A 23,194-nucleotide genomic window follows, 5' to 3' on the forward strand; every position below is an offset into this window, starting at 1 on the left:
GCTACCCAGGCCATCATCGAGGGCGCGATGCCGCCGGTGCTTCTTCGCCGTTGCGCCCGGGGGCCTGTGCCCCACCGCAGCACGGTCGAAGAACGAAGCCGGCCCTCGCCCCCCTGACCGGCCCCACAACGCGGCTGCCTGTCGGCATGTCACGACACGTGACGACACGTGTCAGTGAGTGTCGGCAGGGCGAAGGTTCCGTTCCGGCGGCCCGCTCCGTTCCCCGGCCCTGCCGGACGGCCGATGGCCGGGCACGCCGACGGGGGCCGCCCGAACGATGTGTCCGGGCGGCCCCCGCCTTCGCGTCGCGTCCGGTGGACCCGAGGGTCGGACGCGACCCGTGGGTCAGGACGCGTCGAACGGGCTGTTCTGATAGGCGGCCAGAGACCACACGCCGTCCTTGCCCCGCACCGCGACCCAGGACGCGCGCACCCTGCGCTCGGGCCTGAGCGTGTCCTCGCCCGGTGCGCGGACGCCGCCCTCGGTGACCAGGACGGCCGCTTCGTCGCCCAGGAAGTTCACGGCGACCGGTGCGCCGACGACCTGGGTACCCCGGTACGGGCCCTCGAAGGCCGCCGCCATGAACGACCGGATGGCCTCCCTGCCCTGGCAGTGGACGCCGGGCATCACCATGCTGCCGTTCTCGGTGAAGATCTCCGCGAAGGCGGCGGAGTCATGGGCGGCCCACGCCGCCATGACGCGCTCCGGCAGGCCGGCGACGCCCTGCTCCCTCTCGTCGGCCGTGGTCGTGGTCGTGGTGTCAGTGGAGTTCATCGGATTCCTTGCCTCCGTGATGTGAGCACGATGCCGAGGGAGCCGGACGGACACGCATCCGGCTCGCTCAACTGTCGGGTGGGCGACGGCGGTTGCCGAGTAGGCCGTCTGGACCGCCCGGCCGGGCTGGGCCGACAGCGGCCCCGCCGTCGCCCGGTGCGGCGGCCGCCGTACGGTCCGGGCGGCCGACCGTTGGCGATCCGGCCGCCGGGACTACCTTGATGCTCGCCCGCCGTCTCGGTCGCTTACCACTCCGGGATTGCTCTGCGTCCTTCGAGCGTGCCCCGGGCGGTGCGGTTGCCCGGAGCCGAGATCCCTTAGCAAGCCGGGAGATGCCGACCGCTGGGCGATCCCCAATCGTGTCTGTGGGGTCCCATTCCCTGAACCGGGCCAACCCCGGTGGATCGACCCGATCGTGTCGTCACCCGCCCTCGCGGCGCGTGAGCCGGTCGCCGACCCCGGCGAAGAGCGGCCTCCTGGCGGTTCCCGCCCGGCCGCCGCCGGTGCCCCGTGCGCAAGAAGCAGGCTCGACCGGTGGCGCCTGCCCTGATGACGAAGGAAAGGGAAAGCCGATGGCCGACGCGCGGCCCTACTACGAACTGCGTCATCTCGTCGGATTCGAGGAGACCAACCTGGTCGGCAACGTCTACTACGTCAACTACGTGCGCTGGCAGGGCCGGTGCCGGGAGATGTTCCTGCTGGACATGGCTCCCGAGGTGCTCGACGACATCCGCGACGACCTGAAACTGTTCACCGTCTCGGTGGGGTGCGAGTTCTTCGCCGAGATCACCGCCTTCGACCAGCTCTCGATCCGGATGCGGCTGGAGGAGCTGACCCAGACGCAGATCGTCTTCACCTTCGACTACCTGCGGCTGCACGAGGACACCGAGAACCTGGTGGCCCGTGGCCGGCAACGGGTCGCCTGCATGCGCGGCCCCAACGGCGACACCCGTCCCACCAGGGTGCCCGAAGCGCTGCGGCAGGCCCTGGAACCGTACGCCGCACGGGTGTCGGCCTCGGTTCCCGCGAGCGGCGGCTGAGGCGGCGGGCACGTCCCGGCCGCCCGTCGAGCCCGACGTCAGCGGCCGGACCGTGCGCACCGGCGTTGCGCATTCCCGAAGATGCCCGGTCTTCACCGCAGTCCGACGATGAAACTCTCGCCACCCCCCTGGTGGCTGCCCGAGGAGGCACCGCGTGGCAACGGCAATGGGTTCTCTGCGCAGACTTCTGATGGCTCCGTCCCTGCGTGAGGTGAGCTTCGCCGGACGCGGGTTCCCGGTGGCCGAGACCGCTGCCACCAGACAGCTGGAGACCATCCCGCAGACCGTGGTGACCGGCTTCGAATGGGGCATCGAGTCCAAGGAGCTGTGGGAGACCGAGCGGCGGCTGTCGCTGGTCGACCCGGAGGTGCGGGGCTTCGCCTACGAGGGCGCGGTCATGGCCTCGGTCATCCGGGACGCGATGCCCGGCCGCGGCGGGCGCACCCGGGCACTGCTCCAGGGCGCCGGGCGGCGGCACATCTTCCTCAACTACATCGGTATCGGCTTCGCCATGGCCAAGCTGCCCCGGCCGCTGTGGAAGAAGGTCATGCCGGACGATCTCGACGGCGCGGAGTTCTACCCGCCGATGAGCTGGCTCGCCGTCGACGGGTACGGCTTCGACCGCGCCTACTTCGACCGTGCCCGCTGGGTCGACGCCCAGCGTCCGGACACTCCCTACGCGTGGGAGGGGCATCCGCACTACTTCCAGCGGGCGGTGGACCAGGGCATCGGACGGGCCCTGTGGTTCATCCACGGTGCGCGCGTCGGGCAGGTCGGCGCCGCCGTGCGCGGCTTCGCCTCCGGGCGTGCGCCGGACCTGTGGGCGGGGGTGGGGCTCGCCGCCACCTTCGCGGGCTGCTCCACGGGCGACGAACTGGCCGCGCTGCGCGCCGAGTCCGGGGAGCTGAGCGGCCATGCGGCGCAGGGCTCCGTCTTCGCGGCGAAGGCCCGCCACTTCTCCGGCGTCGTGCCCGAGCACACCCGGACCGCGCTCCACGCGCTGGCCGGGATCACCGTCGAGGCCGCGGCCGCGCTCGCCGACGACACCGCGCCCGCGCCGGGATCGGCGGGCGATGTCCCGACCTATGAACTCTGGCGCCGCGCGGTGCGTGAAAACCTCCTCGTGCACAACGATTGAGCATTCCTGGAGTAGCCGCACGGGTAGCCGTATCAAATATCTTCGTCCAACGAACGGGAAATTCCGGCAAAGGATAGAGGGGCGGCCTTTAATGTCCATCTTGCGTGCGATGAGGCGCCGAGTCCTCACGCCCAATGTTCGGGAAACGAAACTGGAAAAGCGCGGGTTTCACGTCAAGAACGCGGCGGCGAAACACCAGTTGGAAACGGTCGGGACGAGCTTCCTCCAGGGGTACGCCTACGCGGTCGAGGCGCGCACCGCGGAACAGGCGACCGACTGGCTGGAGACGGTTCCCCGGGCCTTCCGCGGGTTCGCGTACGAGGGTGCCGGCATGGGCGCCGTCATGCTCGACTCGCTGACGGGCGGCGACAAGCGGCTGACCGGCATCCTGGAGGGCAGGGGCCGGCAGCACAACTACATGATCTACGTCGGCGTCGGCTGGGCGATGGCCAGGCTACCGAGGTTCATGTGGCCCGACGTGAGCGGTACCGACCCGGTGCTGCGCTGGCTGCTCCTGGACGGGTACGGCTTCCACCAGGCGTACTTCAGGACCGACGCCTATGTCCGCGACCCCGGCCGGGAACACCCCTTCACCTGGAAGGGCGGGCCGGACGCCTACAGTGCCCGTGTGATCGACCAGGGCATCGGCCGCGCCCTGTGGTTCGTCGGCGGTACCGACCCCGACGTCGTCGCCGAACTCATCGAGGCCTACCCCGCCCACCGCCACGGCGACATGTACGCCGGCGCCGGACTCGCCTGTACCTACGCGGGCAGCGCCGACGAGGACGAACTGCGGCGCTTCGCCAAACACGCGGGCGAGCACCTGCCGAACCTGGCGCAGGGCTCCGCGTTCGCCTGCGAGGCCCGCGAACGGGCGGGCACGACGATCACCCACACCCATCTCGCCGCCCGCGTCCTGTGCGGCGGCCGGACACCCGGGGAGGCGGCCCGGGTGTGCACCGACGCGGCGCCCGCGGGCTGTGACGGCGGCGAAATCCCGGCTTTCGAAATCTGGCGGCAGCACATCGCCGCAGAGATCACTTCCGTTCCGCACGCGTAGAAAGGCGCTGGCATGACACACCCGATTTCCTGGCTGCGGAAGCAGGCGCCCGGAGTCATCGCACTCGCTCTCATGGTCAGCACCTTTTATGTGGTGAAGCCGTACGAGTCGAGTGCTGCCGACAAAGCGGAGCTGGCGGAGAAGTTCACCTTCGAGCCGATGGCGATAGCCATGCCGGGCGGATACAAGAAACAGAGTGTCCGCAAGGTGAACAAGGCCTACAAGCACATCGAGGCGTGGATCTCCTCGGTCGGCGCGGGCGTCGCCATGAACGACATCGACGGCGACGGCCTGCCCAACGACCTGTGCGTCACCGACCCGCAGATCGACCAGGCGGTGGTCACCCCCGCACCGGCGCCCGGCCGCGAGAGCGCCTCGTACGCGCCGTTCACCCTCGATATGTCTCCGCTGCCCCAGAGCGACATCATGGCTCCGATCGGCTGCGTCCCCGGTGACTACAACGAGGACGGCGCGATGGACCTGCTCGTGTACTACTGGGGCCGTACCCCGGTGATCTTCCAGGCGAAGAAGGAGCCCGGCAAGGACACCACGACCATGGACCCGAAGTGCTTCGAGCCCGTCGAGCTCGTCCCCGGCAACGGCAGCGGCGGGAAGTACGACGGACCGCTGTGGAACTCCAACGCCGCGACGGTCGCCGACTTCGACGGTGACGGGCACAACGACATCTACATCGGGAACTACTTCCCCGACAGCCCCGTCCTGGACGACACCGTGCACGGCGGTGTGACGATGAACGACTCGCTGTCCCACGCCCAGAACGGCGGCGGCGGTCACTTCTTCCGCTGGACGCCCTCCGGCTACGAACAGGTCGAGGACGTCCTGCCGAAGGGCATCGACCAGGGCTGGACCCTGGCGGTCTCGGCCACCGACCTGGACGGGGACCAGCGCCCCGAGATGTACCTCGCACACGACTTCGGGACGTCGGCCCTCCTCTACAACAGGTCGACCCCCGGCGCGTTCAAGTTCAGCGAGGTCAAGGCCAAGCACACCGCGACCACTCCGAAGTCCAAGGAGATCGGCCGCAGCTCCTTCAAGGGCATGGGCGTCGACTTCGGCGATCTGGACAACGACGGCCTCTACGACGCCTTCGTCTCCAACATCACCACCTCCTTCGGCATCCAGGAGTCCAACTTCGCCTTCATCGGCACGGCCCGTGACAAGGCCGACCTGCGCGCCAAGCTCCGCGACGGCGTCGCCCCCTACAAGGACGAGAGCGCACCGCTCAACCTCGCCTGGTCCGGATGGGGCTGGGACGTGAAGATGGGCGACTTCGACAACGACGGAATCCAGGAGATCACCCAGGCCGTCGGCTTCGTCAAGGGCAAGCGCAACCGCTGGGCCCAGCTCCAGGAGCTCGCCACCGCCAACGACGCGCTGGTCAAGCACCCCCGCTTCTGGCCCCGCGTGGAGGAGGGTGACGACCTCGCCGGCGACCAGCACCTGCGCTTCTTCGTCCAGGAGAAGGACGGCGAGGCCTACAGCGACCTGTCCAAGCAGCTCGGTCTGGCCGTACCGGTGCCCAGCCGGGGCATCGCCACGGGCGACGCCGACGGCGACGGACGCCTCGACATGGTCGTGGCACGCCAGTGGGAGGACCCCGTCTTCTACTGCAACATGAGCAAGGAGACCGGCGGCCACCTCAACCTCAGCCTCACCGACGAGGCCGGCTCGCCCGTGGTCGGCGCCCAGGTCACCGTGACCCTCTCCGACGGCAGCACCCGTCTGGGCCGGGTCGACGGCGGCAGCGGCCACTCCGGCAAGCGCAGCCAGGACGTGCACATCGGCCTCGGCCAGGAGGCCGATGGGCCGATGCAGACCCGCCTGACCTGGCGTGACCGCACCGGGCAGGTGCGCAACAAGGATCTCCAGCTGACCCCCGGCCGGCACGCGCTGGAACTCGGCTCCGACGTGAAGGAGAAGTGACCGTGCCCGAAACCAAGACGCGCGCGGCCGCCGCGCCGCGGCACGACGTGAAGGTCGTCACCGCCCTGCGTCGGTTCGCGATCTCGATCTCGGTCCTCAACATCGCCGGGTACACCTTCCTCGGCTTCGAACAGCCCTGGCTGTGGCCGTTCATCGCGGTCCTCACCGCCTACACGGTGGAGATCGCGCTGGAGGCCGTCAGCGCCCGCGGCGAGAAGCGGGCCCCCCGCTACGCGGGCGGCGGCTTCAAGGGCATGGTCGAGTTCCTCTTCCCCGCGCACATCACCGGCCTCGCCGTGAACATGCTGACCTACGTCAACGACCGCGTCTGGGTCATGGTCTTCGGCGTCGTCGTGGCCGTCGGCACCAAGTGGGTGCTCCGCGCCCCGCTCAAGGGCCGCATGCGGCACTACATGAACCCGTCGAACTTCGGCATCGCGATCATCCTGCTGCTCTTCCCCTGGGCCAGCATCGCCCCGCCCTACCACTTCACCGAGTACCTGTACGGCCCCGCCGACTGGGTCCTCCCGGCGATCATCCTGGTCCTGGGCACCATGCTGAACGCGAAGCTGACGGACCGCATGTGGCTGATCGGCGCCTGGCTGATCGGGTTCGTCCTCCAGGCGGTCATCCGCGGCCTGGTGATGGGGACCTCCATCCCGGCGGCGCTCGGCATGATGACCGGAGTGGCCTTCGTCCTCTTCACGAACTACATGGTCACCGACCCCGGCACCTCCCCCTCCAAGCGCTCCTCCCAGATCGCCTTCGGCGGCGGCGTCGCCGCGATGTACGGGGTGCTGACGGCGCTCGGCATCGCGTACGGCATCTTCTTCGCCACCGCCCTGGTCTGCCTGATCCGCGGCGGCTACCTGTGGGGCCTTCACTTCAAGGCCAAGCAGGCTCCCGCCGGGGCCGAACCGGTACAGCGGGCACCGGCGGCACCACGGACCCAGGCGCAGCCCGCGGAGCAGACCGCCGCCGCCTCCGCTCCCCCTCCCACGACCACTCCCGCCCCCGAGCCGGCTCACGCGGCCACGGTCGCGGCCGCCCGCACCGGTGACCCGTGCCGGGACGGTACCTGCCTCCACGGCAAGTGCGCGTCCATGCGGGCGGCGGCACAGCAGCGGAAAGAGATGGCGGTGCCCGTATGAGCCGTATCGCGATCGTCGGTGTGTCGTGCAGCTACCCCGACGCCACCACCCCGCACGAACTCTGGGAGAACGCGGTCGCCGGGCGGCGGGCCTTCCGCCGGCTGCCCGACGTGCGCATGCGCCTGGACGACTACTACGACCCGGACCCCACGGTCCCCGACAGGTTCTACGCCCGCAACGCCGCCGTGCTGGAGGGGTGGGAGTTCGACCGCGTCGCCCACCGCATCGCGGGCGGCACCTACCGTTCCACCGACCTCACGCACTGGCTCGCCCTCGACACCGCGACCCGGGCGCTGGCCGACGCGGGATTTCCCGCCGGCGAGGGACTCCCCAGGGAGCGCACCGGCGTCGTCGTCGGCAACACCCTGACCGGTGAGTTCGCCCGCGCCAACGTGATGCGGCTGCGCTGGCCGTACGTACGCCGGGTGCTCGCCGACGCCCTCAAGGGGCAGGACTGGGGCGACGAACGCCTCGGTGAGTTCCTGGCGGGGGTGGAGGACTCCTACAAGCAGCCGTTCCCCGCCATCGACGAGGACACCCTCGCGGGCGGCCTGTCCAACACCATCGCCGGCCGGATCTGCAACCACTTCGACCTGAACGGCGGCGGATACACCGTCGACGGCGCGTGCTCGTCCTCGCTCCTGTCGGTCACCACCGCCTCCGCCTCCCTGCTGAACGGAGACCTCGACGTCGCCGTCGCCGGAGGCGTCGACCTGTCCATCGACCCCTTCGAGATCATCGGTTTCGCCAAGACCGGAGCGCTCGCCAGGACGGAGATGCGGCTCTACGACCGCGGCTCCAACGGCTTCTGGCCGGGCGAGGGCTGCGGCATGGTCGTCCTCATGCGCGAGGAGGACGCCCTCGCCGCCGGACACCGTGTCTACGCCTCGATCGCCGGCTGGGGCGTCTCCTCCGACGGGCAGGGCGGCATCACCCGCCCCGAAGTCAGCGGCTACCAGCTCGCCCTGGCCCGCGCCTACGAACGGGCCGGTTTCGGCATCGACACCGTCCCGCTCTTCGAGGGCCACGGCACCGGCACCGCCGTCGGCGACGCGACCGAGCTCAGGGCCATCATGGGCGCCCGTGCCCAGGCCGACCCGAGCGCTCCCAGTGCCGTCATCAGCTCCGTCAAGGGCATGATCGGCCACACCAAGGCCGCCGCCGGAATCGCCGGGCTGATCAAGGCGACGATGGCCCTGGACGCCGCGATGCTGCCGCCCGCCATCGGCTGCGTCGACCCGCACGAGCTGCTCACCGACGAGTCGGCCAACCTGCGGGTACTGCGCCGGGCCGAGGCCTGGCCGAGCGGGACACCCCTGCGCGCCGGGATCACGGCCATGGGGTTCGGCGGGATCAACACCCACGTCGTCCTCGACAAGGCCCTCCCCGCGGGACGCCGGGCCCTCAGCCGACGCTCCACCACCCTGGCCAACTCGCTCCAGGACGCCGAACTGCTGCTCCTGGACGCCGCGTCACCGCAGGCGCTCAGGGAACGCCTCACCCAGGTCGCCGACTTCGCCGTCACGGTCTCCTACGCCCAGCTCGCCGACCTGGCCGCCACCCTCCAGCGCGAACTGCGCGAACTCCCCCACCGGGCGGCCGTCGTCGTCACCTCGCCGGAGGACGCCGAACTACGGCTGCGACGGCTGGCGGAGGCGCCGGACACGGACGGGGGCATCACGCTCTCCCCCGACGGCCGTGCCGTCATCGGCCGGGCGAAGGACGCCGCCCGCATCGGGTTCCTCTTCCCGGGTCAGGGCTCGGGCACCTCGACCGGCGGCGGTGCACTCGCCCGCCGCTTCACCGAGGCCGCCGACGTGTACCGGCGCGCCCAACTGCCCACCACGGGCGACATGGTCGCCACCGACGTGGCCCAGCCCCGCATCGTCACCGGCTCCACCGCCGGGCTGCGCGTGCTGGACGCGCTCGGCATCGAGGCCGACGTCGCCGTCGGCCACAGCCTCGGCGAACTCTCCGCCCTGCACTGGGCGGGCGCCCTGGACTCCACCGCCCTGCTGGAGGCCGCCCGGGTCCGGGGAGCGGCCATGGCCGAGCACAGCGCCTCGGGCACCATGGCCTCGCTGGCCGCCGCACCCGAGGAGGTCGGGGAGCTCATCGTGGATCTGCCGGTCGTCGTCTCCGGTTACAACGGTCCCCGGCAGACCGTCGTCGCCGGAACCGTCGAGGCCATCGCCACGGTCACCGAACGGGCCGAGCGAGCCGGTGTCTCCTGCACCGGCCTCGCGGTCTCGCACGCGTTCCACTCGCCCCTCGTCGCTCCGGCCGCCGACAGCTTCGGCGACTGGCTCGCCGGAGTGCGTCTGGACGAGGTGGGCCGCCGGGTCGTCTCCACCGTCACCGGCGGAGAGCTGGAGAGCGATACCGACCTGTCCAAGCTGCTGCGGCAGCAGATCACCGACCCGGTGCTGTTCACCCAGGCGGTCCGGTCGGCCGCCCCCGACGTCGACCTGTTCGTCGAGGTCGGCCCCGGCCGGGTGCTCACCGGCATGGCGGCGGCCACCGCCGACGTACCGGCGCTCGCCCTCAACACGGACGACGAGTCCCTGCGCGGACTGCTCCAGGTCGTCGGTGCCGCCTATGTCCTGGGCGCCCCGCTCATCCACGAACGGCTCTTCAACGACCGGCTGACCCGGCCGCTGGAGGTCGGCGCCGAGTTCAGCTTCCTGGCCAACCCCTGCGAACAGGCGCCCGACGTCGCTCTGCCCGCCACGCGCGCCCGCCGGGCGGAGGGCTCCGGCGACGGCGTCGCCGCGGGGGCCGGCGGCTCGGCCGGGGAGTCGGCGCTCGACGTGCTGCGCGCCCTGGTCGCCGAACGGACTGAGCTGCCGCCCGAACTGGTCGACGACGGCAGCAACCTCCTGGACGACCTGCACATGAGCTCGATCACGGTCGGCCAGATCGTCAACCAGGCCGCCGTCCAGCTCGGCCTCACCGCCGCTCACGTACCGACCAACTTCGCCACCGCCACGATGGCCGAACTGGCCGAGGCGCTCACCACGCTCGCCGAGACGGGCGACGGCGACGCCCCGGCACCCGTCGTGGCGGGCGCCGCCGCATGGGCTCGCCCCTTCGCCGTCGATCTCGACGAGGTCCCGTTGCCCGCACCCGTGTCGGGCGACGGCAACGGGTCCTGGGAGCTGTTCACCGCCCAGGACCACCCCTTCGCCCAGGACGTGCGCAGCGCCCTGGAGAAGGCCGCGGTGGGCTCCGGGGTGCTGGTCTGCCTGCCGCCCGACTGCTCCCGGGAGCAGATCGAGCACGCGTTGAAGGGGGCCAAGGCCGCCCTCGCCGGCGACCGCGAGCGCCGTTTCGTCCTGGTGCAGCACGGCCGGGGGGCGGCCGGACTGGCCAAGACCCTCCACCTGGAGGCGTCCCACCTGCGGACGACCGTCGTCCACACCCCGGTCTGCGACGGCGCCGCGGGCCGGGTGGCCGCCGAGGTCGCCGCGACCGCCCGCTTCAGCGAGGTCCATCTCACCGCGGACGGCACCCGCCGCGTCCCGGTACTGCGCGCCCTGCCGATCCGCGCCGAGCGCACCGAACAGGTCCTGGAGGACTCCGACGTCCTGCTCGTCACCGGCGGCGGCAAGGGCATCACCGCCGAGTGCGCGCTGGCCGTGGCACGGCGGACCGGCGTCAAGCTGGCCGTCCTGGGCCGGTCGGATCCCGCCCTGGACGAGGACCTCGCCGCGAACCTGCGGCGGATGGCGGACAGCGGGGCCACGGTGCGCTACACCAGCGCCGACGTCACCGACCCGGCCCGCGTCGCGGCGGCCATCGCCGAACTCACCGAGGCTCTCGGGCCCGTCCGCGCCGTACTCCACGGGGCGGGCCGCAACGAGCCCGCCCCCCTCACCGGTCTCGGTATGGACGACTTCCACGCCACGTTTGCCCCCAAGGTCGACGGTCTGAACGTCGTCCTGGACGCCGTCGGCGAGGAGAACCTGAAACTCCTCGTCACCTTCGGCAGCATCATCGGCCGGTCCGGGCTGCGCGGCGAGGCGCACTACGCCACCGCCAACGAGTGGCTGGCCGACCGGACCGAGCAGGTTGCCCGCGACCATCCGGGCTGCCGGGCCCTGTGCATGGAGTGGTCCGTGTGGTCCGGGATCGGCATGGGCGAGAAGCTCTCCGTCGTCGAGTCGCTGTCCCGTGAGGGCATCGTCCCGGTCTCGCCCGACCAGGGCGTCGAGATCCTGCTGCGGCTGATCTCCGACCCGGACGCCCCCGTGGTGACGGTGATCAGCGGACGGACCGAAGGCATCAGAACGGTACGCCGCGACCTCCCGCCGATGCCGCTGCTGCGGTTCACCGGGACCCCGCTGGTGCGCTATCACGGCGTCGAACTCGTCACCGAGGCCGAACTGAACGCGGGGACCGACCTCTACCTCGCCGACCATCTCCTGGACGGCAATCTGCTGATGCCCGCCGTGATCGGCATGGAGGCCATGGTGCAGGTGGCGTCCGCGCTCACCGGACGCGACGACGTACCGGTCATCGAGGGGGCGCGGTTCCTGCGGCCCATCGTGGTGCCGCCCGCGGGGACCACCCGCATCCGGATCGCCGCGACCGTCACCGACACCGACACGGTGGACGTGGCCGTGCACGCGCAGGACACCGGGTTCGTCGCCGAGCACTTCCGGGCCAGGCTGGTCTACTCCGGGGCCGCGGTCCCGGACGGGCCACCGGCCCAGGTGGGCCCGGAGGTGCCGGCCGCCCCGCTGGACCCGGCGGCCGACCTGTACGGCGGTGTCCTCTTCCAGGGCGAGCGGTTCCAGCGGCTGCGCCGCTTCCACCGGGCCGCCGCCCGGCACGTCGACGCCGATGTGGCGATCGCCGCGCCGTCCGGCTGGTTCGCCGGCTTCCTGCCGGACACCCTGCTGCTGGCCGACCCGGGGATGCGGGACGCCCTGATGCACGGCAACCAGGTGTGCGTCCCCGACGCGACCCTGTTGCCGTCCGGTATCGAGCGGCTCTACCCCATGTCCGCCGGCACCGGCCTGCCGGCGGAGGTGCGCTACTGCGCCACCGAGCGCCACCGGGACGGCGACACCTATGTGTACGACATCGCGGTACGCACCGCCGACGGCACGGTCGTCGAGCGGTGGGAGGGGCTCACCCTCCACGCCGTGCGCAAGACGGACGGCTCCGGGCCGTGGGTCGCCCCGCTGCTCGGCTCCTACCTGGAGCGGGCGGTGGAGGAGGTGCTCGGCACCCACCTCGACATCGCCGTCGAACCGGACCTGCCCCGTGCCGGGGAGTCCGCCGGCGAGCGTCGCGCGGCCACCGCACGGGCCGTTCAGCGGGCGCTGGGCGAGAGCGCCGAGGTCCGCTACCGGCCCGACGGACGCCCCGAACTCGCCGACGGCCGGCAGATCTCGGCGGCCCACGGCCTGGGCGTGACTCTCGGGGTCGCCGCCGCACGGACCGTGGCCTGCGACATCGAGGCGGTCTGCGTCCGCGACGCCGACACCTGGGCGGGGCTGCTCGGTGAACACGCCGGGCTGGCCGCTCAGGTCGCCGAACAGACGGGCGAGGCCCCGGACACCGCGGCGACTCGCGTGTGGGGCGCCGTCGAATGTCTCAGGAAGGCCGGGCTGATGGCCGGGGCGCCGCTCACCCTGACTCCGCCGGACCGGGACAACTGGGTGGTCCTCGCCTCGGGCGGTCTGCGGATCGCCACGTTCGTCACGACGCTGCGTGACGTCCTGGAGCCGGCGGTCGTCGCCTTTCTCGCACCGATCCCCGATGCGCCGGCACCGGCGTCGGCATCCTCCGCGGCCGGGCCCCGGCCGCCGACAGGGAGGCAGACATGAACCCGACCACCGTTTCTTCCATGGAGCTCGTCGACCTGGAGGACCGCAAGCAACTGCGGGGCGTGTTCGGCGCGTTCCCCACCGGGGTCACCGTGGTGACCGTCGGCGGGGACTCCCCCAGGGGCATGACGGCCAGCTCGTTCACCTCCGTCTCCCTCACCCCGCCCCTGGTGCTCGTCTGCGTCGGCAAGGACGCGGTGATGCACGGCAACCTCGACCGTTCGCAGACGTTCTCGGTGTCGGTGCTCGACATCGGCCAGGAGGCCGTCGCACGCCACTTCGCCGACCACTCGCGCCCCGTGGGAGCCGGCCAGTTCGACGCCGTCGGCTGGCAGCCCGGACGGAAGTCCGGCGCACCGCTGATCGCCGGCGCCGTGGCACATCTGGAGTGCGAGAAGAAGATGCTGTACGAGGGCGGTGACCACACGATCTTCGTCGGCGAGGTGGTCTCGGCGGTGCGCTGGCCGTTCCGTGAGGCCCTGCTGTTCTCCGGCGGGCGCTTCCGGCGGTTCGCGCCCGAGCATCGCGAAGGCCACGTGGCATGAGGATCGACCCGCCGGGCCCGCCGGTCAGCGCCCTGCCGGGGCTGCTGAGGAAGTTGGCGGTGGACCGCCTGGGGATGATGAAGGACGCGGCCGCCCTGGGAGACGCCGTACGGGTCTCCATGGGGCCCAAGAAGCTGTACGTCTTCAACCGGCCCGACTACGCCAAGCACGTCCTGGCCGACAACAGCGACAACTACCACAAGGGCATCGGCCTCGTGCAGTCCCGCCGGGTCCTGGGCGACGGCCTGCTGACCAGCGACGGTGAGGTGTGGCGGGCCCAGCGCCAGACGGTGCAGCCCGCGTTCAAACCGGGGCGCATCAACCGGCAGGCGGAGGCGGTCGCGGAGGAGGGCGCCAAGCTGGTCGCCCTCCTGCGTGCCCACGAGGGGGGCGGCCCGGTCGATGTCCTCCAGGAGGTCACCGGACTCACCCTCGGTGTCCTCGGCCGCACGCTGCTCGACTCCGACCTCTCCTCGCAGGACACCCTCGCGCCCTCCTTCGAGGAGGTGCAGGACCAGGCGATGCTGGAGATGGTCTCCCAGGGCATGGTGCCCGGTTGGCTCCCGCTGCCTCCGCAGGCCCGCTTCCGCCGGGCCCGCCGCGAGCTGTACAGGGTGGCGGACCTGCTGGTGGCCGACCGCAGCGCGCGGATGGCCGACGGCGAGCCCGGCGACGACGCCCTGTCCCGCATCATCGAGGCCGCCGGGCGGGGCAACAGGCCGCCGGGGCAGGTCCGCGGAAAGCTCCGGGAGGAGCTGGTCACCCTGCTCCTCGCGGGGCACGAGACGACGGCCAGTACGCTCGGCTGGACGCTGCACCTGCTGGAGCGTCATCCCGGGGCCCGCGCCGCCGTCCGCGAGGAGGCCAGGAGCGTCCTGGGCGAACGTCTCCCGGACGTCGGCGACCTGCACCGGCTGACCTGGACGACCAAGGTCGTCCAGGAGGCCATGCGGCTCTACCCGCCGGTGTGGGTCCTGCCCCGGGTGGCCCAGCGGAAGGACGAGGTCGGCGGATACACGGTGTCGGCCAAGGCCGACGTCCTGATATGCCCATACATCATGCACCGCAACCCACGCCTCTGGGAGGACCCCGAGCGCTTCGACCCGGAGCGCTTCGACCCTCAGGCGGTGGCCAGCCGCCCGCGGTACGCCTACATCCCCTTCGGCGCGGGGCCTCGCTTCTGCGTCGGCAGCAACCTCGGCATGATGGAGGCGGTCTTCGTGACCGCGCTGATCACCCGCGACCTCGACCTGCGCACCGTCCCCGGGCACCGGGCGGTCCCCGAGCCGATGCTGTCGCTGCGGATGCGGGGCGGACTGCCGATGACGGTCAGCGCGGCGGGCTGATGGACGCCCGCCCCTGTGAGGAGGCAGCCCATGAGCGACACCGACCACGCGTCCCGGACCCCGGACGGGGCGGCACCCACCGTGGGGCCGCCGACGGGCCCGGACCCCGGCACGGCGGCGGCCCCGCCCGCCGCGTACAACGCGTCCACCGCGCAGGAGTCGGCCACCTCGCTGGTCCGGCTGCTGATGGAGCAGATGGGGTTCGGCCCCGACGACATCGCACCGGGGGACCCGGGCCCGGCCGACGAGCCGGTGCGCCCGCCGCGGGCGGCCGAAGAGCTGCCGGGGACGCGACGCGGGGAGGCTCCATGAGACGGGAGAGGGAGGAGTGGCGATGAGACCGCTCGTACGGGCCGTACTGCGGGGTTCGCTCCGGCAGGTGCGGTACGTGGACGTGATCGCCCCGCACCGCGCCCGGGGCCTGGTGGCCCAGGTGTACCGGGCGACGGAGCGGGACTTCGGAGTGCTCGCGCCGCCGGTGGCCCTCCACTCGCCGGCCGCCGCGTCGCTGGCCGCGACGTGGCTGATGCTGCGTGAGGTCCTGCTGGTCGACGGCCGGGTGAGCCGCGCGGTGAAGGAGACCGTCGCCACCGAGGTCTCACGCGCCAACGACTGCCCCTACTGCGTCCATGTGCACCAGGCGGTTCTCAAGACGCTGCCGCCGGACAGGACGGTCTCCCGGATCGCCGAATGGGCCGCGGCGGCCGGACGGCACCCCCCGGGAGACCCGGCCGGGAACGTCCCACCCCCGTGCACGGAGGCACAGCTGCCGGAACTCTGCGGCGTCGTGGTGACGTTCCACTACATCAACCGCATGGTGAGCGTCTTCCTGGCCGACTCCCCCATGCCCGCCCTGACACCGGCGCCCCTGCGCGGCCCGATCATGCGGACCACCGCCCTGGCCATGCGCCCGGTCATGCCGGGCTCGCCGGCGCCGGGCGCCTCGCTGGATCTCCTGCCCCCGGCCCCCCTGCCCCCGGGCCTGGAGTGGGCCCTGGGCAGTCCTGGCGTGGCCGAGGCCTTCGGGCGGGCCTTCGCCGCAGTGGACCAGGGGGCGCGCTGGGTACCAAAACCGGTACGGGAGAGGCTGCGCTCACGCCTGGACCGGTGGGACGGGTCCGCTCCGGGACTCGGCCGGGGCTGGCTCGACGAGGCCGCATCGACGCTGCCGGCCGAGGACGTGCCCGCCGCCCGGCTCGCCCTGCTGACCGCCTTCGCGCCGTACCAGACCCTCCCGGAGGACGTCGCGGCGTTCAGAAAGCGGTTCCCCACCGACCGCGAGCTCGTCGAGCTGACGTCCTGGGCCGCGCTGAGCACCGCGGTACGGATCGGCGGCAGGCTCTCCCCGTCCGGCCCCGCCCGGCCGGCGTGAGACGGGGCCCGGGCGCAGACCGGGCACGGGATCAGCAGGCAGGGCACCGCGCGGACGAGGGCGGGCGGGATCAGAAGAGGGGGTGCACTCCGGTGAGGCGCTCGGACTCGTCCCACAGACGGCGCCGGACCTCCGGGTCACGGGCCGCCCTGCCCGGACGGACGAGTCCGGGCGCGCCCCGTGTCTCGGTCACGCCGAGCGGCCCGTAGAACTCACCGCCCCGCGCCCCGGGGTCGGTGGCGGCACGGAGCCCGGGCAGCATCCCCATGGCCGCGGGCTGGAGGAACAGCGGAGCGAACACCGAGCCGAACCTGCGCACGGGGGCCGGGAAGTCCCGGCCCAGACCGGTCGCGGCCAGCCCCGGGTGAGCGGCGAGCGAGACCAGGCCCGAGCCCGACTCCGCCAGTCTGCGGTGGAGTTCGAGCGCGAACATCAAGTTCGCCAGTTTGGACTGGTTGTAGGCCCGGTACCGGCTGTAGCGGTGTTCGGCGTCCAGGTCGCGGAAATCTATGCGCCCCAGCCTGTGGAGGTAGCTGCTGATCGTCACCACCCGTGCGCCGGGTGCGGCCCGCAGGGTGTCCAGGAGCAGACCGGTGAGGGCGAAGTGACCGAGGTGGTTCGTGGCGAACTGGAGTTCGTGTCCGTCCTTGGTGCGGGCCCGGCCGGTCCACATCACACCCGCGTTGTTGACCAGCAGGTCGATACGCGAGAACCGGGCGCGCAGTTCCTCCGCCCCGGCCCGCACCGAGGCGAGGTTCGCCAGGTCCAGCTCCTGGACCGTCAGGGTGGCCGCCGGCACGCCGGCCCGGACCCGGGCCGCCGCGGCGGCCCCGCGCTCCGGGTCGCGCACGGCGAGCACCACGTGGGCGCCCCGCCGGGCGAGTTCCTCCGCCAGGTGCAGTCCGATACCGGAACTCGCGCCGGTGACCACTGCGACGGTCCCCGTCCGGTCCGGAACATCGGCCGTGCCCCACCTGCGCCGGATGCTCATGAAACGCCCCTTCCTGGGGTGGTCGGGTCACTCGCCGCGGACGATCCCGCCCCGGTAGCCGTCGGCCACGATCCGCCGGGCGGAGTGCTCGTAGTACGCCTCGTCCTTGGGCTGCTCGGTGGCGAGGCCGCTGACGTAACGGTTGTACATGCAGAAGGCCGCGGCGATCAGCACGGTGTCGTGCAGGTCCGTGTCGTCCGCGCCCTGGGCGCGGGCCGCCGCGATCGCCTGGTCGGAGACCGGGCGCGCGGAGCTCTGGACCTCGGCCGCCACACTCAGCAGCGCCCGCAGCCGACCGCTGACCGGTGCGGTCCCGGGGTCGGCCAGGACGGCCCGGACCAGCTCCTGGCCTCCCGCCAACTGCGCGGCGGCGAACGCCCCGTGCGAGGAGGCGCAGAACTCGGTGTCGTTGAGCCGCGAGACGTACGCCGCGATCAGCTCCCGCTCTCCCGGGCCGAGCGAGGACGGCGCTCGCAGCAGCGCGTTCGCGAGGTCGCCCAGCGGCCCGGCGGTGTCGGGACGGTGGGCCATCAGGCCGGTGATGCCGGGGAGGTCGTTGTCCAGTGCGATGTGGGGCATGGCTGTTCCTCCGGTGGATCGAGAGGGGGAAGAGCGGCCGGCGAGGTGCGGAGCGACTGCGGGCCGCCGGGCCTCGTGATGTCAGGAAGCTAGTGAACGGGCCCGCCGGTGGCAACCGTCCGCAGGACCTCTCCGCCCCGACGGCACCGTGACCGGAACCCGGCCCGGCGCGGGGGCGGGGAGGGTGGGTTTCCGCGCGTCCAAGTCGCTGAGCAGCGGCATCCGTTCGGCGATGGCCGGGCCGACCGGCGCCGTGAGCCCCGCGGGCGGCCTGCCGGGGCGCTCGGCGCGGGCGCGGGGGTCCGCGCCGCGTCCATCGAGGAGAGCACGGCAGAAGAAGAGCACTGCGGAAGAAGCCCTCGCGCGCATGAGCCTGATGTCATGAGCCACAGTTTCCCGACCTCGGAGGTTCAGACATGGCCATCAGCACGGGAGCGCCACCGCGCACGCTGCGGGACGGTCTCGACTCCCTCAACAGCCGCCACCACCAACTCGGCCTGCGTTTGTTCGTGTTCATCGTCGTCGCCCACTGGGCGGAACACCTGGTGCAGGCCTACCAGATCTACGTCATGGGCTGGCCCATCCCCGAAGCACGCGGCGTACTCGGAATGCCGTTCCCCTGGCTCGTCACCTCCGAATGGATGCACTACGGCTACGCCCTCGTGATGATGGCCGGCCTGTTCCTGCTGCGCTCGGGATTCACCGGGCGCTCCAGCACCTGGTGGAACGTATCGCTCGGCATCCAGGTGTGGCACCACCTGGAGCACCTGCTGCTTCTGCTCCAGGTACTCGCGGGCGCCAACCTGCTGGGCAAGGCCGCTCCGACGAGCCTGATCCAGCTCCTCATCCCCCGGGTGGAACTGCACCTCTTCTACAACACCCTGGTCACCGTCCCCATGGTGGTCGCGATGTACCTCCACACCCGTGCGAACCGGCCGGACAACGCCGCCGCACGGTGCTCCTGCGCTCCGAAGGGCTGACCGCGTGGCCGTGAGCGGGAGGAGGCCCTCCGGGTTCGTGTCCCTGCTCCTCCTCCTGGCCGGAGTCCTGCTGTTCTGGCTGACGGTGCCGAACCTCGGCAACGCGGCCAGGGCTGCCACGGCGGACGGGCCGCGGGGCACCTTCACCGCGGCCCGTCTGGTGTGCGTGGGGCACTCCGGGCACAGCACCTGCGAGTGGTCGGGAACGTTCCGGTCCGACGACGGCACCGTGGAGATCGGGAGCGTCAAGCTGTACGGCAGCGGCCGGGACACCTTCGAGGCCGGACAGACAGCCCCTGCCGTGGATGTGGGCAACGCGGGGCGGGTCTACGACCCGAGCGGATCGCGTGCGTGGATCGTCACGGTCCTCCTGGCGGTGCTCGCCTACGTCCTGCTCGTGGCCGTGGCCCGTCGGCACCTGATGCCTCCTCCGGACCCCGCCCGGGAAGGGAGTCCGGCAACGGCCCTGTCCCGGCGCTGACCGGGCGGGGTCTTGCCGGCCTTCGCCGGTGGGACCGATCGCGCCGGGGGCTCAGCGGGGTGTGCCCCAGTGCTGCGCGGTGAGTTTCTCCAGTACCGGGACGATGTCGTTGGGGCTCGGCATGGCGATCATCTCCGTCCGCAGCCTGGCCGCGTTCTCGGTGAACTCCGGTTCATCGAGCACCCGTACGAGGTGGAGGCGCAGCTCCTTGGCGGTGAGCTGGTCGGCGTCGGCGACGTAGACGCCGGCGCCCCGCTCCTCCACCCCGTTGGCCATGGCGACCGGGCCCCACCACTTCTCGCTCCAGTACATGGTGGGCACGATGAGCTGCGGCACGCCGTGCTCCAGGGCGGCAGCGAAAGCCCCGGCTCCCCCGCTGTGGACCAGGGCCGAGCAGGTCGGCAACAGCACGTTGAGCGGGACGAAGTCGGCTACCCGGACGTTGTCCGGAATGCTTTGTCCCGGCTCCAGTTGGTCCTGGGTGAAGGTCGCGACCACCTCGATGTCGAGGTCGGCCACCGCGTCGAGCAGGTCACGGGTGGAGGCCGAGTGGCCGAAGCCGCCCTCCCGGTGGGCGAGGCCGAGGGTGATGCAGACGCGCCGCCGGGTGGGGGGTTCATAGGCCCAGTGCGGAGTGGTGGAGGGGCCGTTGAACGGCACGTGGCGCAGGGGGACGTAGGAGACGTCGGCCGGCCGGTGGATCCACGGCGGCATGGGGAAGAGGGTCCACTGGCCGAGCACGGCGTTCTCGTCGAACTCCTGCCCGTAGCCGCGCAGGATCGGCTCCAGCCACTCCCGCAGGGGATCGGCGGGAGCGGGAGGTGCGGCGGGGTCGTCGCGGGAGTGAGCCCAGAACTCGTGGCACGCCTTCCGCAGCTGTCCGAGGCCGTCGGCGCCGAACAGGATGCGGGCGTGGGCAGCGCCGGTGACGCGGGCGGCGACCGAACCGGTGAAGGTGAATGTGTCCGAGACGATCAGGTCGGGCCGCCACAGCCGGGCGAAGCGTACGAGGTCGTGGAAGGCCTCGTCAGGGTTGAACATGCCGCGCCATCCCCGGACGTTCGACGCCATCTCGGCGACCGGGTCGCCCAGGGGGTACTGGCTCTGGTGCGACTTCGCACGCGGCGGCACGGGACCGGCTGCCGTGGCCGCCTCCGGTGGGGCGGGGGCCGCCGGGGCCTCGTCCGGGGCGGGCGCGGAGGCCGCCATGTGCGCGCTCAGGTTGACCGGCGGGCCGATCGTCACCCCGGTGAGACCGGAGTGGGCGATGTCGTCCGCCAGATCGGGGGATGCCGCGATGCGCACGTCGTGTCCGGCCGTTCGCAGGGCCCACGCCAACGGTGTCTGCACGTACAGATGCGACCTGAAGGGCGCGGCGACGAAGAGAATGCGCACGGACTGCCTCCTGTTCCCCTGTGTTCCCTGTGCTCCGCTGTGCTCCGCGTACAACGGACGGAGGCTACCGCCGGAATCCACGCCCTCGCTTCTTCCGGATTGCCTTCCCCGGCGCCCCGGTGGGCCTCAGCCGCCGTCCCTGCCCAGGGGCGTGAGGTCGAGGTAGTTGAGGGTGAAGAGCAGGATGTCCAGCCCGCGGGAGAACGACGAGTAGGTGTGGTAGACGGAGTCGCCCTCACGCAGGAAGACGCTGACCGCGGGGAGTTCGTGGCCCCACACGTCCCAGGGGCCGACCGCCTTCTCGTGTTCCTCCTTGGTCCGGAAGTTGATCAGCAACGGCTGCTTCGACTCGTCGAGGGTCGCGTGGAAGTCGTAGTTGAAGTGGCTTCCGTACGAGGAGAAGTAGGGAACGCTCCACCCCATCCGCTCCTTGTAGCGCTGGATCTTGGCGTACGGTGCGCGCGAGATCAGCGCCAGGCTGGTACCGCGCTCGTGCAGGTGCGGCAGATGCCCCAGGTCTCGGATCTGGAAACGGCAGCTCGAACAGCCCTCGTCCCACGACGGATCGAACATGACGTGATGGACGATGAGCTGGCGACGGCCCTCGAACATGTCGAGGAGCCCCACGTCGCCGTCCGGACCTTCGAAGACGTAGTCCTTCTCCACCGCCACCATGGGGAGTTCGCGGCGCTGGGCGTTCAGCGCGTCCCGGGCGCGGGTGAACTCCTTCTCCTTGACGAGGAACTCGCGGCGCGCGGCGAGCCACTCCTGCCGCGAGACGACGCGGGGAAGAGACTGTCGCTCGGGTGCTTCCGTCATGATGTGTTCCTTTCTCGATGTACCACGGGCGCGGGGCGACGGCCGGGAGCGGGAACGAGAGCCCGGGAACGGTGCCGTGCCGCCGCCGGCTGCCCGGAACGCGGCCGGACGGGTCCTCGCGCCCGCCTCGGCCTCAGTCGGCGACCGACCGCTCCGTGGCCATGGCCTCTCCCTCGGAGGCGACCTGCTCCGACGAGGCCGACTGGGCCGACGGGCGCAGCGCGGTGTACGCGAGGACGGCGAGCGCGGCGACAAGGACGGCGCTAGCCGCGGCGGCGACGTTGAGTCCGGCGGTGAAGGCCTCGCGAGCGTCGGCGATCAGGCCGGTGGCGGCGGAACCGTCCAGTCGCGCGGCGGCCGCCAAAGCGTCCCCGATGGTCTCGCGGGATGCCTCCCGGGCCCCGGCGGGCACCTCTGACAAGTCGAGGCCGGACATCCGGCTGCCGTACACGGCGGCGCCGACACTGCCCAGCGTCGCGACGCCGAACGCGATGCCGAAGTCGCCGCTGGTCTGCGAGAGGGACGCCGCCGATCCCGCCTTCTCGGGCCGGACCGTGCCGACGATCAGATCCTGGCAGACGGCGCCCATGAGTCCGACGCCCAGGAAGACCGGTACGATCCCGGCCACCAGCATGCCGAGTCCGTCCGAGATGTCGAGCAGGGCGAGGACGAGGAAGCCGGCCGAGGCGAGAGTCATCCCGCCCGCGATGACGAGCCGAGGGCTGCTCCGCTGTGCGAGGGACGGGGCCAGCAGGCTGCCGGCCACCATCGCCAGGGAGGAGGGGACCAGCCACAGCCCCGCCCGCAGCGGCGACAGCCCTTCCACGCTCTGGAGGTACTGCGTGACCAGGAGCATGATCCCGCCCTGGGTGGCGACTCCGAACATCAGGGTGACCAGCGACGAGCTGAAGGCCAGGTTGCCGAAGAGCCGTACGTCGAGCAGAGGGCTTTCCAGCCGTCGCTGCCGCCGTACGAAGAGCACGCCGAAAGCCACGCCGACCACGATGAACAGTCCGGGGACGAACCACGGGCCGCCCCGCGCCAGTTCCTTCATGCCGTAGATCACGGGCAGCAGCGCGGCCAGGGAGACGGCGACGCTGACCAGGTCGAGTCGGCCGCCGCCACCGCGGTACTCCGGCAGCATCAGCGGCGCTGCCACCAGCAGCAGCACCATCACCGGCACGCCGACCAGGAGTACCGAGCCCCACCAGAAGCGCTCCAGCAGTGCGCCTCCGATCACGGGACCTGCGGCGGCTCCGCCCATGAAGCAGCTCATCCAGACGCCGATGGCCATGCCCCGCTGCTTCGGGTCGCGGAACATGTTGCTGATCAGCGCCAGCGTCGAGGGCATCAGCGTCGCGCCCGCGATGCCCATGGCTGCCCGGGCGCCGATCAGCATGCCGGGGCTGGTGGAGAAGGCGGCCACCGCCGAGGCCACGCCGAACGCCGCGGCGCCGTAGAGCAGCAGCTTGCGGCGGCCGATCCGGTCCCCCAGGGTGCCCATGGTGACCAGGAACCCGGCGGTCATGAACCCGTACACGTCGGTGATCCACAGCAGCTGGGTACTGCTGGCCCCGAGGTCGGCGCCGATGCTCGGCAGCGCCAGGTACAGCACGCTGAGGTCGAGGGCCAGCAGCAGGGTGGGCAGTGCCAGCACGGCCAGCCCGATCCACTCCCGCCGACCCGCCCGTGGCGGTGTTCCGGTTGGGGTCCGCGTATCCATGTGTGTCCTCCGTGGTCGA

General features: G+C 71.7%; 18 protein-coding genes. 12 read left to right on the forward strand and 6 right to left on the reverse strand.

The features are described 5' to 3' along the window. Nucleotides 1-345: 345 nt before the first annotated feature. Nucleotides 346-774 carry an SgcJ/EcaC family oxidoreductase gene (locus tag ACIQRW_RS14805; RefSeq protein WP_403759303.1) on the reverse strand — a complete coding sequence of 143 codons (429 nt, stop codon included), beginning with the start codon at nucleotides 772-774 and terminating at the stop codon, nucleotides 346-348. A gap of 572 nt (nucleotides 775-1,346) precedes the next feature. On the opposite strand from ACIQRW_RS14805, the gene ACIQRW_RS14810 reads away from it, so the two are divergent. The 10 genes from ACIQRW_RS14810 (at nucleotide 1,347) to ACIQRW_RS14855 (ending at nucleotide 16,207) form a co-directional block, all read left to right on the forward strand. Beyond that, nucleotides 1,347-1,814 (forward strand): thioesterase family protein, encoded by a 468-nt coding sequence (locus ACIQRW_RS14810; protein WP_215103025.1) that lies wholly within the window; start codon nucleotides 1,347-1,349, stop codon nucleotides 1,812-1,814. 154 nt (nucleotides 1,815-1,968) lie between these two features. Next, nucleotides 1,969-2,952 carry a DUF1702 family protein gene (locus tag ACIQRW_RS14815; RefSeq protein ID WP_403759306.1) on the forward strand — a complete coding sequence of 328 codons (984 nt, stop codon included), beginning with the start codon at nucleotides 1,969-1,971 and terminating at the stop codon, nucleotides 2,950-2,952. Between the two features lie 91 nt (nucleotides 2,953-3,043). Beyond that, entirely contained in the window at nucleotides 3,044-4,012 is a 969-nt protein-coding gene (locus ACIQRW_RS14820) for a DUF1702 family protein (protein WP_403759309.1), read from the forward strand. A 12-nt stretch (nucleotides 4,013-4,024) separates the two neighbouring features. After that, nucleotides 4,025-5,956 (forward strand): CRTAC1 family protein, encoded by a 1,932-nt coding sequence (locus ACIQRW_RS14825; RefSeq protein WP_403759312.1) that lies wholly within the window; start codon nucleotides 4,025-4,027, stop codon nucleotides 5,954-5,956. After that, nucleotides 5,953-7,107 (forward strand): enediyne biosynthesis protein, encoded by a 1,155-nt coding sequence (locus ACIQRW_RS14830; RefSeq protein WP_403759315.1) that lies wholly within the window; start codon nucleotides 5,953-5,955, stop codon nucleotides 7,105-7,107. The genes ACIQRW_RS14825 and ACIQRW_RS14830 overlap by 4 nt, the downstream gene beginning before the upstream one ends. Further along, complete coding sequence (locus tag ACIQRW_RS14835; RefSeq protein ID WP_403759317.1) at nucleotides 7,104-12,944, forward strand: type I polyketide synthase; 5,841 nt, start codon at nucleotides 7,104-7,106, stop codon at nucleotides 12,942-12,944. Before ACIQRW_RS14830 ends, ACIQRW_RS14835 begins: the two co-directional genes overlap by 4 nt. Continuing rightward, nucleotides 12,941-13,489: an NADH-dependent FAD reductase SgcE6 gene (gene sgcE6, locus ACIQRW_RS14840; RefSeq protein ID WP_403759320.1), complete on the forward strand. Its 549-nt coding sequence runs from the start codon at nucleotides 12,941-12,943 to the stop codon at nucleotides 13,487-13,489. The genes ACIQRW_RS14835 and sgcE6 overlap by 4 nt, the downstream gene beginning before the upstream one ends. Next, nucleotides 13,486-14,835, forward strand: coding sequence for a cytochrome P450 (locus ACIQRW_RS14845; protein ID WP_403759323.1), 1,350 nt, complete (start codon nucleotides 13,486-13,488; stop codon nucleotides 14,833-14,835). The genes sgcE6 and ACIQRW_RS14845 overlap by 4 nt, the downstream gene beginning before the upstream one ends. Nucleotides 14,836-14,865: 30 nt before the next feature. Next, nucleotides 14,866-15,147, forward strand: a complete 282-nt coding sequence (locus ACIQRW_RS14850; RefSeq protein ID WP_403759326.1) for a hypothetical protein — start codon at nucleotides 14,866-14,868, stop codon at nucleotides 15,145-15,147. Between the two features lie 22 nt (nucleotides 15,148-15,169). Further along, nucleotides 15,170-16,207 (forward strand): carboxymuconolactone decarboxylase family protein, encoded by a 1,038-nt coding sequence (locus ACIQRW_RS14855; protein ID WP_403759329.1) that lies wholly within the window; start codon nucleotides 15,170-15,172, stop codon nucleotides 16,205-16,207. Nucleotides 16,208-16,277: 70 nt separating this feature from the next. Here ACIQRW_RS14855 and ACIQRW_RS14860 read toward each other — a convergent pair whose 3' ends face one another. Then, complete coding sequence (locus tag ACIQRW_RS14860) at nucleotides 16,278-17,198, reverse strand: oxidoreductase (RefSeq protein ID WP_403759332.1); 921 nt, start codon at nucleotides 17,196-17,198, stop codon at nucleotides 16,278-16,280. Between the two features lie 27 nt (nucleotides 17,199-17,225). After that, the gene (locus ACIQRW_RS14865) at nucleotides 17,226-17,777 is read right to left on the reverse strand and encodes a carboxymuconolactone decarboxylase family protein (protein WP_403759335.1); all 552 of its coding nucleotides are present in this window, start codon (nucleotides 17,775-17,777) and stop codon (nucleotides 17,226-17,228) included. Between the two features lie 416 nt (nucleotides 17,778-18,193). On the opposite strand from ACIQRW_RS14865, the gene ACIQRW_RS14870 reads away from it, so the two are divergent. Together ACIQRW_RS14870 and ACIQRW_RS14875 are read left to right on the forward strand one after the other, a co-directional pair. Further along, the gene (locus tag ACIQRW_RS14870) at nucleotides 18,194-18,757 is read left to right on the forward strand and encodes a hypothetical protein (RefSeq protein WP_403759338.1); all 564 of its coding nucleotides are present in this window, start codon (nucleotides 18,194-18,196) and stop codon (nucleotides 18,755-18,757) included. A 37-nt stretch (nucleotides 18,758-18,794) separates the two neighbouring features. After that, nucleotides 18,795-19,238 (forward strand): hypothetical protein, encoded by a 444-nt coding sequence (locus ACIQRW_RS14875; protein ID WP_403759341.1) that lies wholly within the window; start codon nucleotides 18,795-18,797, stop codon nucleotides 19,236-19,238. 51 nt (nucleotides 19,239-19,289) lie between these two features. Here ACIQRW_RS14875 and ACIQRW_RS14880 read toward each other — a convergent pair whose 3' ends face one another. The 3 genes from ACIQRW_RS14880 to ACIQRW_RS14890 form a co-directional block, all read right to left on the reverse strand. Then, on the reverse strand, nucleotides 19,290-20,633 hold the full coding sequence (locus ACIQRW_RS14880; protein ID WP_403759344.1) for an activator-dependent family glycosyltransferase: 1,344 nt from the start codon (nucleotides 20,631-20,633) through the stop codon (nucleotides 19,290-19,292). A 126-nt stretch (nucleotides 20,634-20,759) separates the two neighbouring features. Next, nucleotides 20,760-21,452 (reverse strand): DUF899 domain-containing protein, encoded by a 693-nt coding sequence (locus ACIQRW_RS14885; protein WP_403759347.1) that lies wholly within the window; start codon nucleotides 21,450-21,452, stop codon nucleotides 20,760-20,762. Between the two features lie 133 nt (nucleotides 21,453-21,585). Further along, complete coding sequence (locus ACIQRW_RS14890; RefSeq protein WP_403759350.1) at nucleotides 21,586-23,175, reverse strand: MFS transporter; 1,590 nt, start codon at nucleotides 23,173-23,175, stop codon at nucleotides 21,586-21,588. Between the last annotated feature and the right edge of the window lie 19 nt (nucleotides 23,176-23,194).

It is taken from the genome of Streptomyces sp. NPDC091287, assembly GCF_044768525.1.
GTDB lineage: Bacteria > Actinomycetota > Actinomycetes > Streptomycetales > Streptomycetaceae > Streptomyces.

Coding starts and splice junctions, on each gene's coding strand:
- ACIQRW_RS14805 (WP_403759303.1), bottom strand. CDS start 774: ATGAACTCCACTGACACCACGACCACGACCACGGCCGACGAGAGGGAG.
- ACIQRW_RS14810 (WP_215103025.1), top strand. CDS start 1,347: ATGGCCGACGCGCGGCCCTACTACGAACTGCGTCATCTCGTCGGATTC.
- ACIQRW_RS14820 (WP_403759309.1), top strand. CDS start 3,044: ATGTCCATCTTGCGTGCGATGAGGCGCCGAGTCCTCACGCCCAATGTT.
- ACIQRW_RS14825 (WP_403759312.1), top strand. CDS start 4,025: ATGACACACCCGATTTCCTGGCTGCGGAAGCAGGCGCCCGGAGTCATC.
- ACIQRW_RS14835 (WP_403759317.1), top strand. CDS start 7,104: ATGAGCCGTATCGCGATCGTCGGTGTGTCGTGCAGCTACCCCGACGCC.
- sgcE6 (WP_403759320.1), top strand. CDS start 12,941: ATGAACCCGACCACCGTTTCTTCCATGGAGCTCGTCGACCTGGAGGAC.
- ACIQRW_RS14845 (WP_403759323.1), top strand. CDS start 13,486: ATGAGGATCGACCCGCCGGGCCCGCCGGTCAGCGCCCTGCCGGGGCTG.
- ACIQRW_RS14850 (WP_403759326.1), top strand. CDS start 14,866: ATGAGCGACACCGACCACGCGTCCCGGACCCCGGACGGGGCGGCACCC.
- ACIQRW_RS14855 (WP_403759329.1), top strand. CDS start 15,170: ATGAGACCGCTCGTACGGGCCGTACTGCGGGGTTCGCTCCGGCAGGTG.
- ACIQRW_RS14860 (WP_403759332.1), bottom strand. CDS start 17,198: ATGAGCATCCGGCGCAGGTGGGGCACGGCCGATGTTCCGGACCGGACG.
- ACIQRW_RS14865 (WP_403759335.1), bottom strand. CDS start 17,777: ATGCCCCACATCGCACTGGACAACGACCTCCCCGGCATCACCGGCCTG.
- ACIQRW_RS14870 (WP_403759338.1), top strand. CDS start 18,194: ATGGCCATCAGCACGGGAGCGCCACCGCGCACGCTGCGGGACGGTCTC.
- ACIQRW_RS14885 (WP_403759347.1), bottom strand. CDS start 21,452: ATGACGGAAGCACCCGAGCGACAGTCTCTTCCCCGCGTCGTCTCGCGG.
- ACIQRW_RS14890 (WP_403759350.1), bottom strand. CDS start 23,175: ATGGATACGCGGACCCCAACCGGAACACCGCCACGGGCGGGTCGGCGG.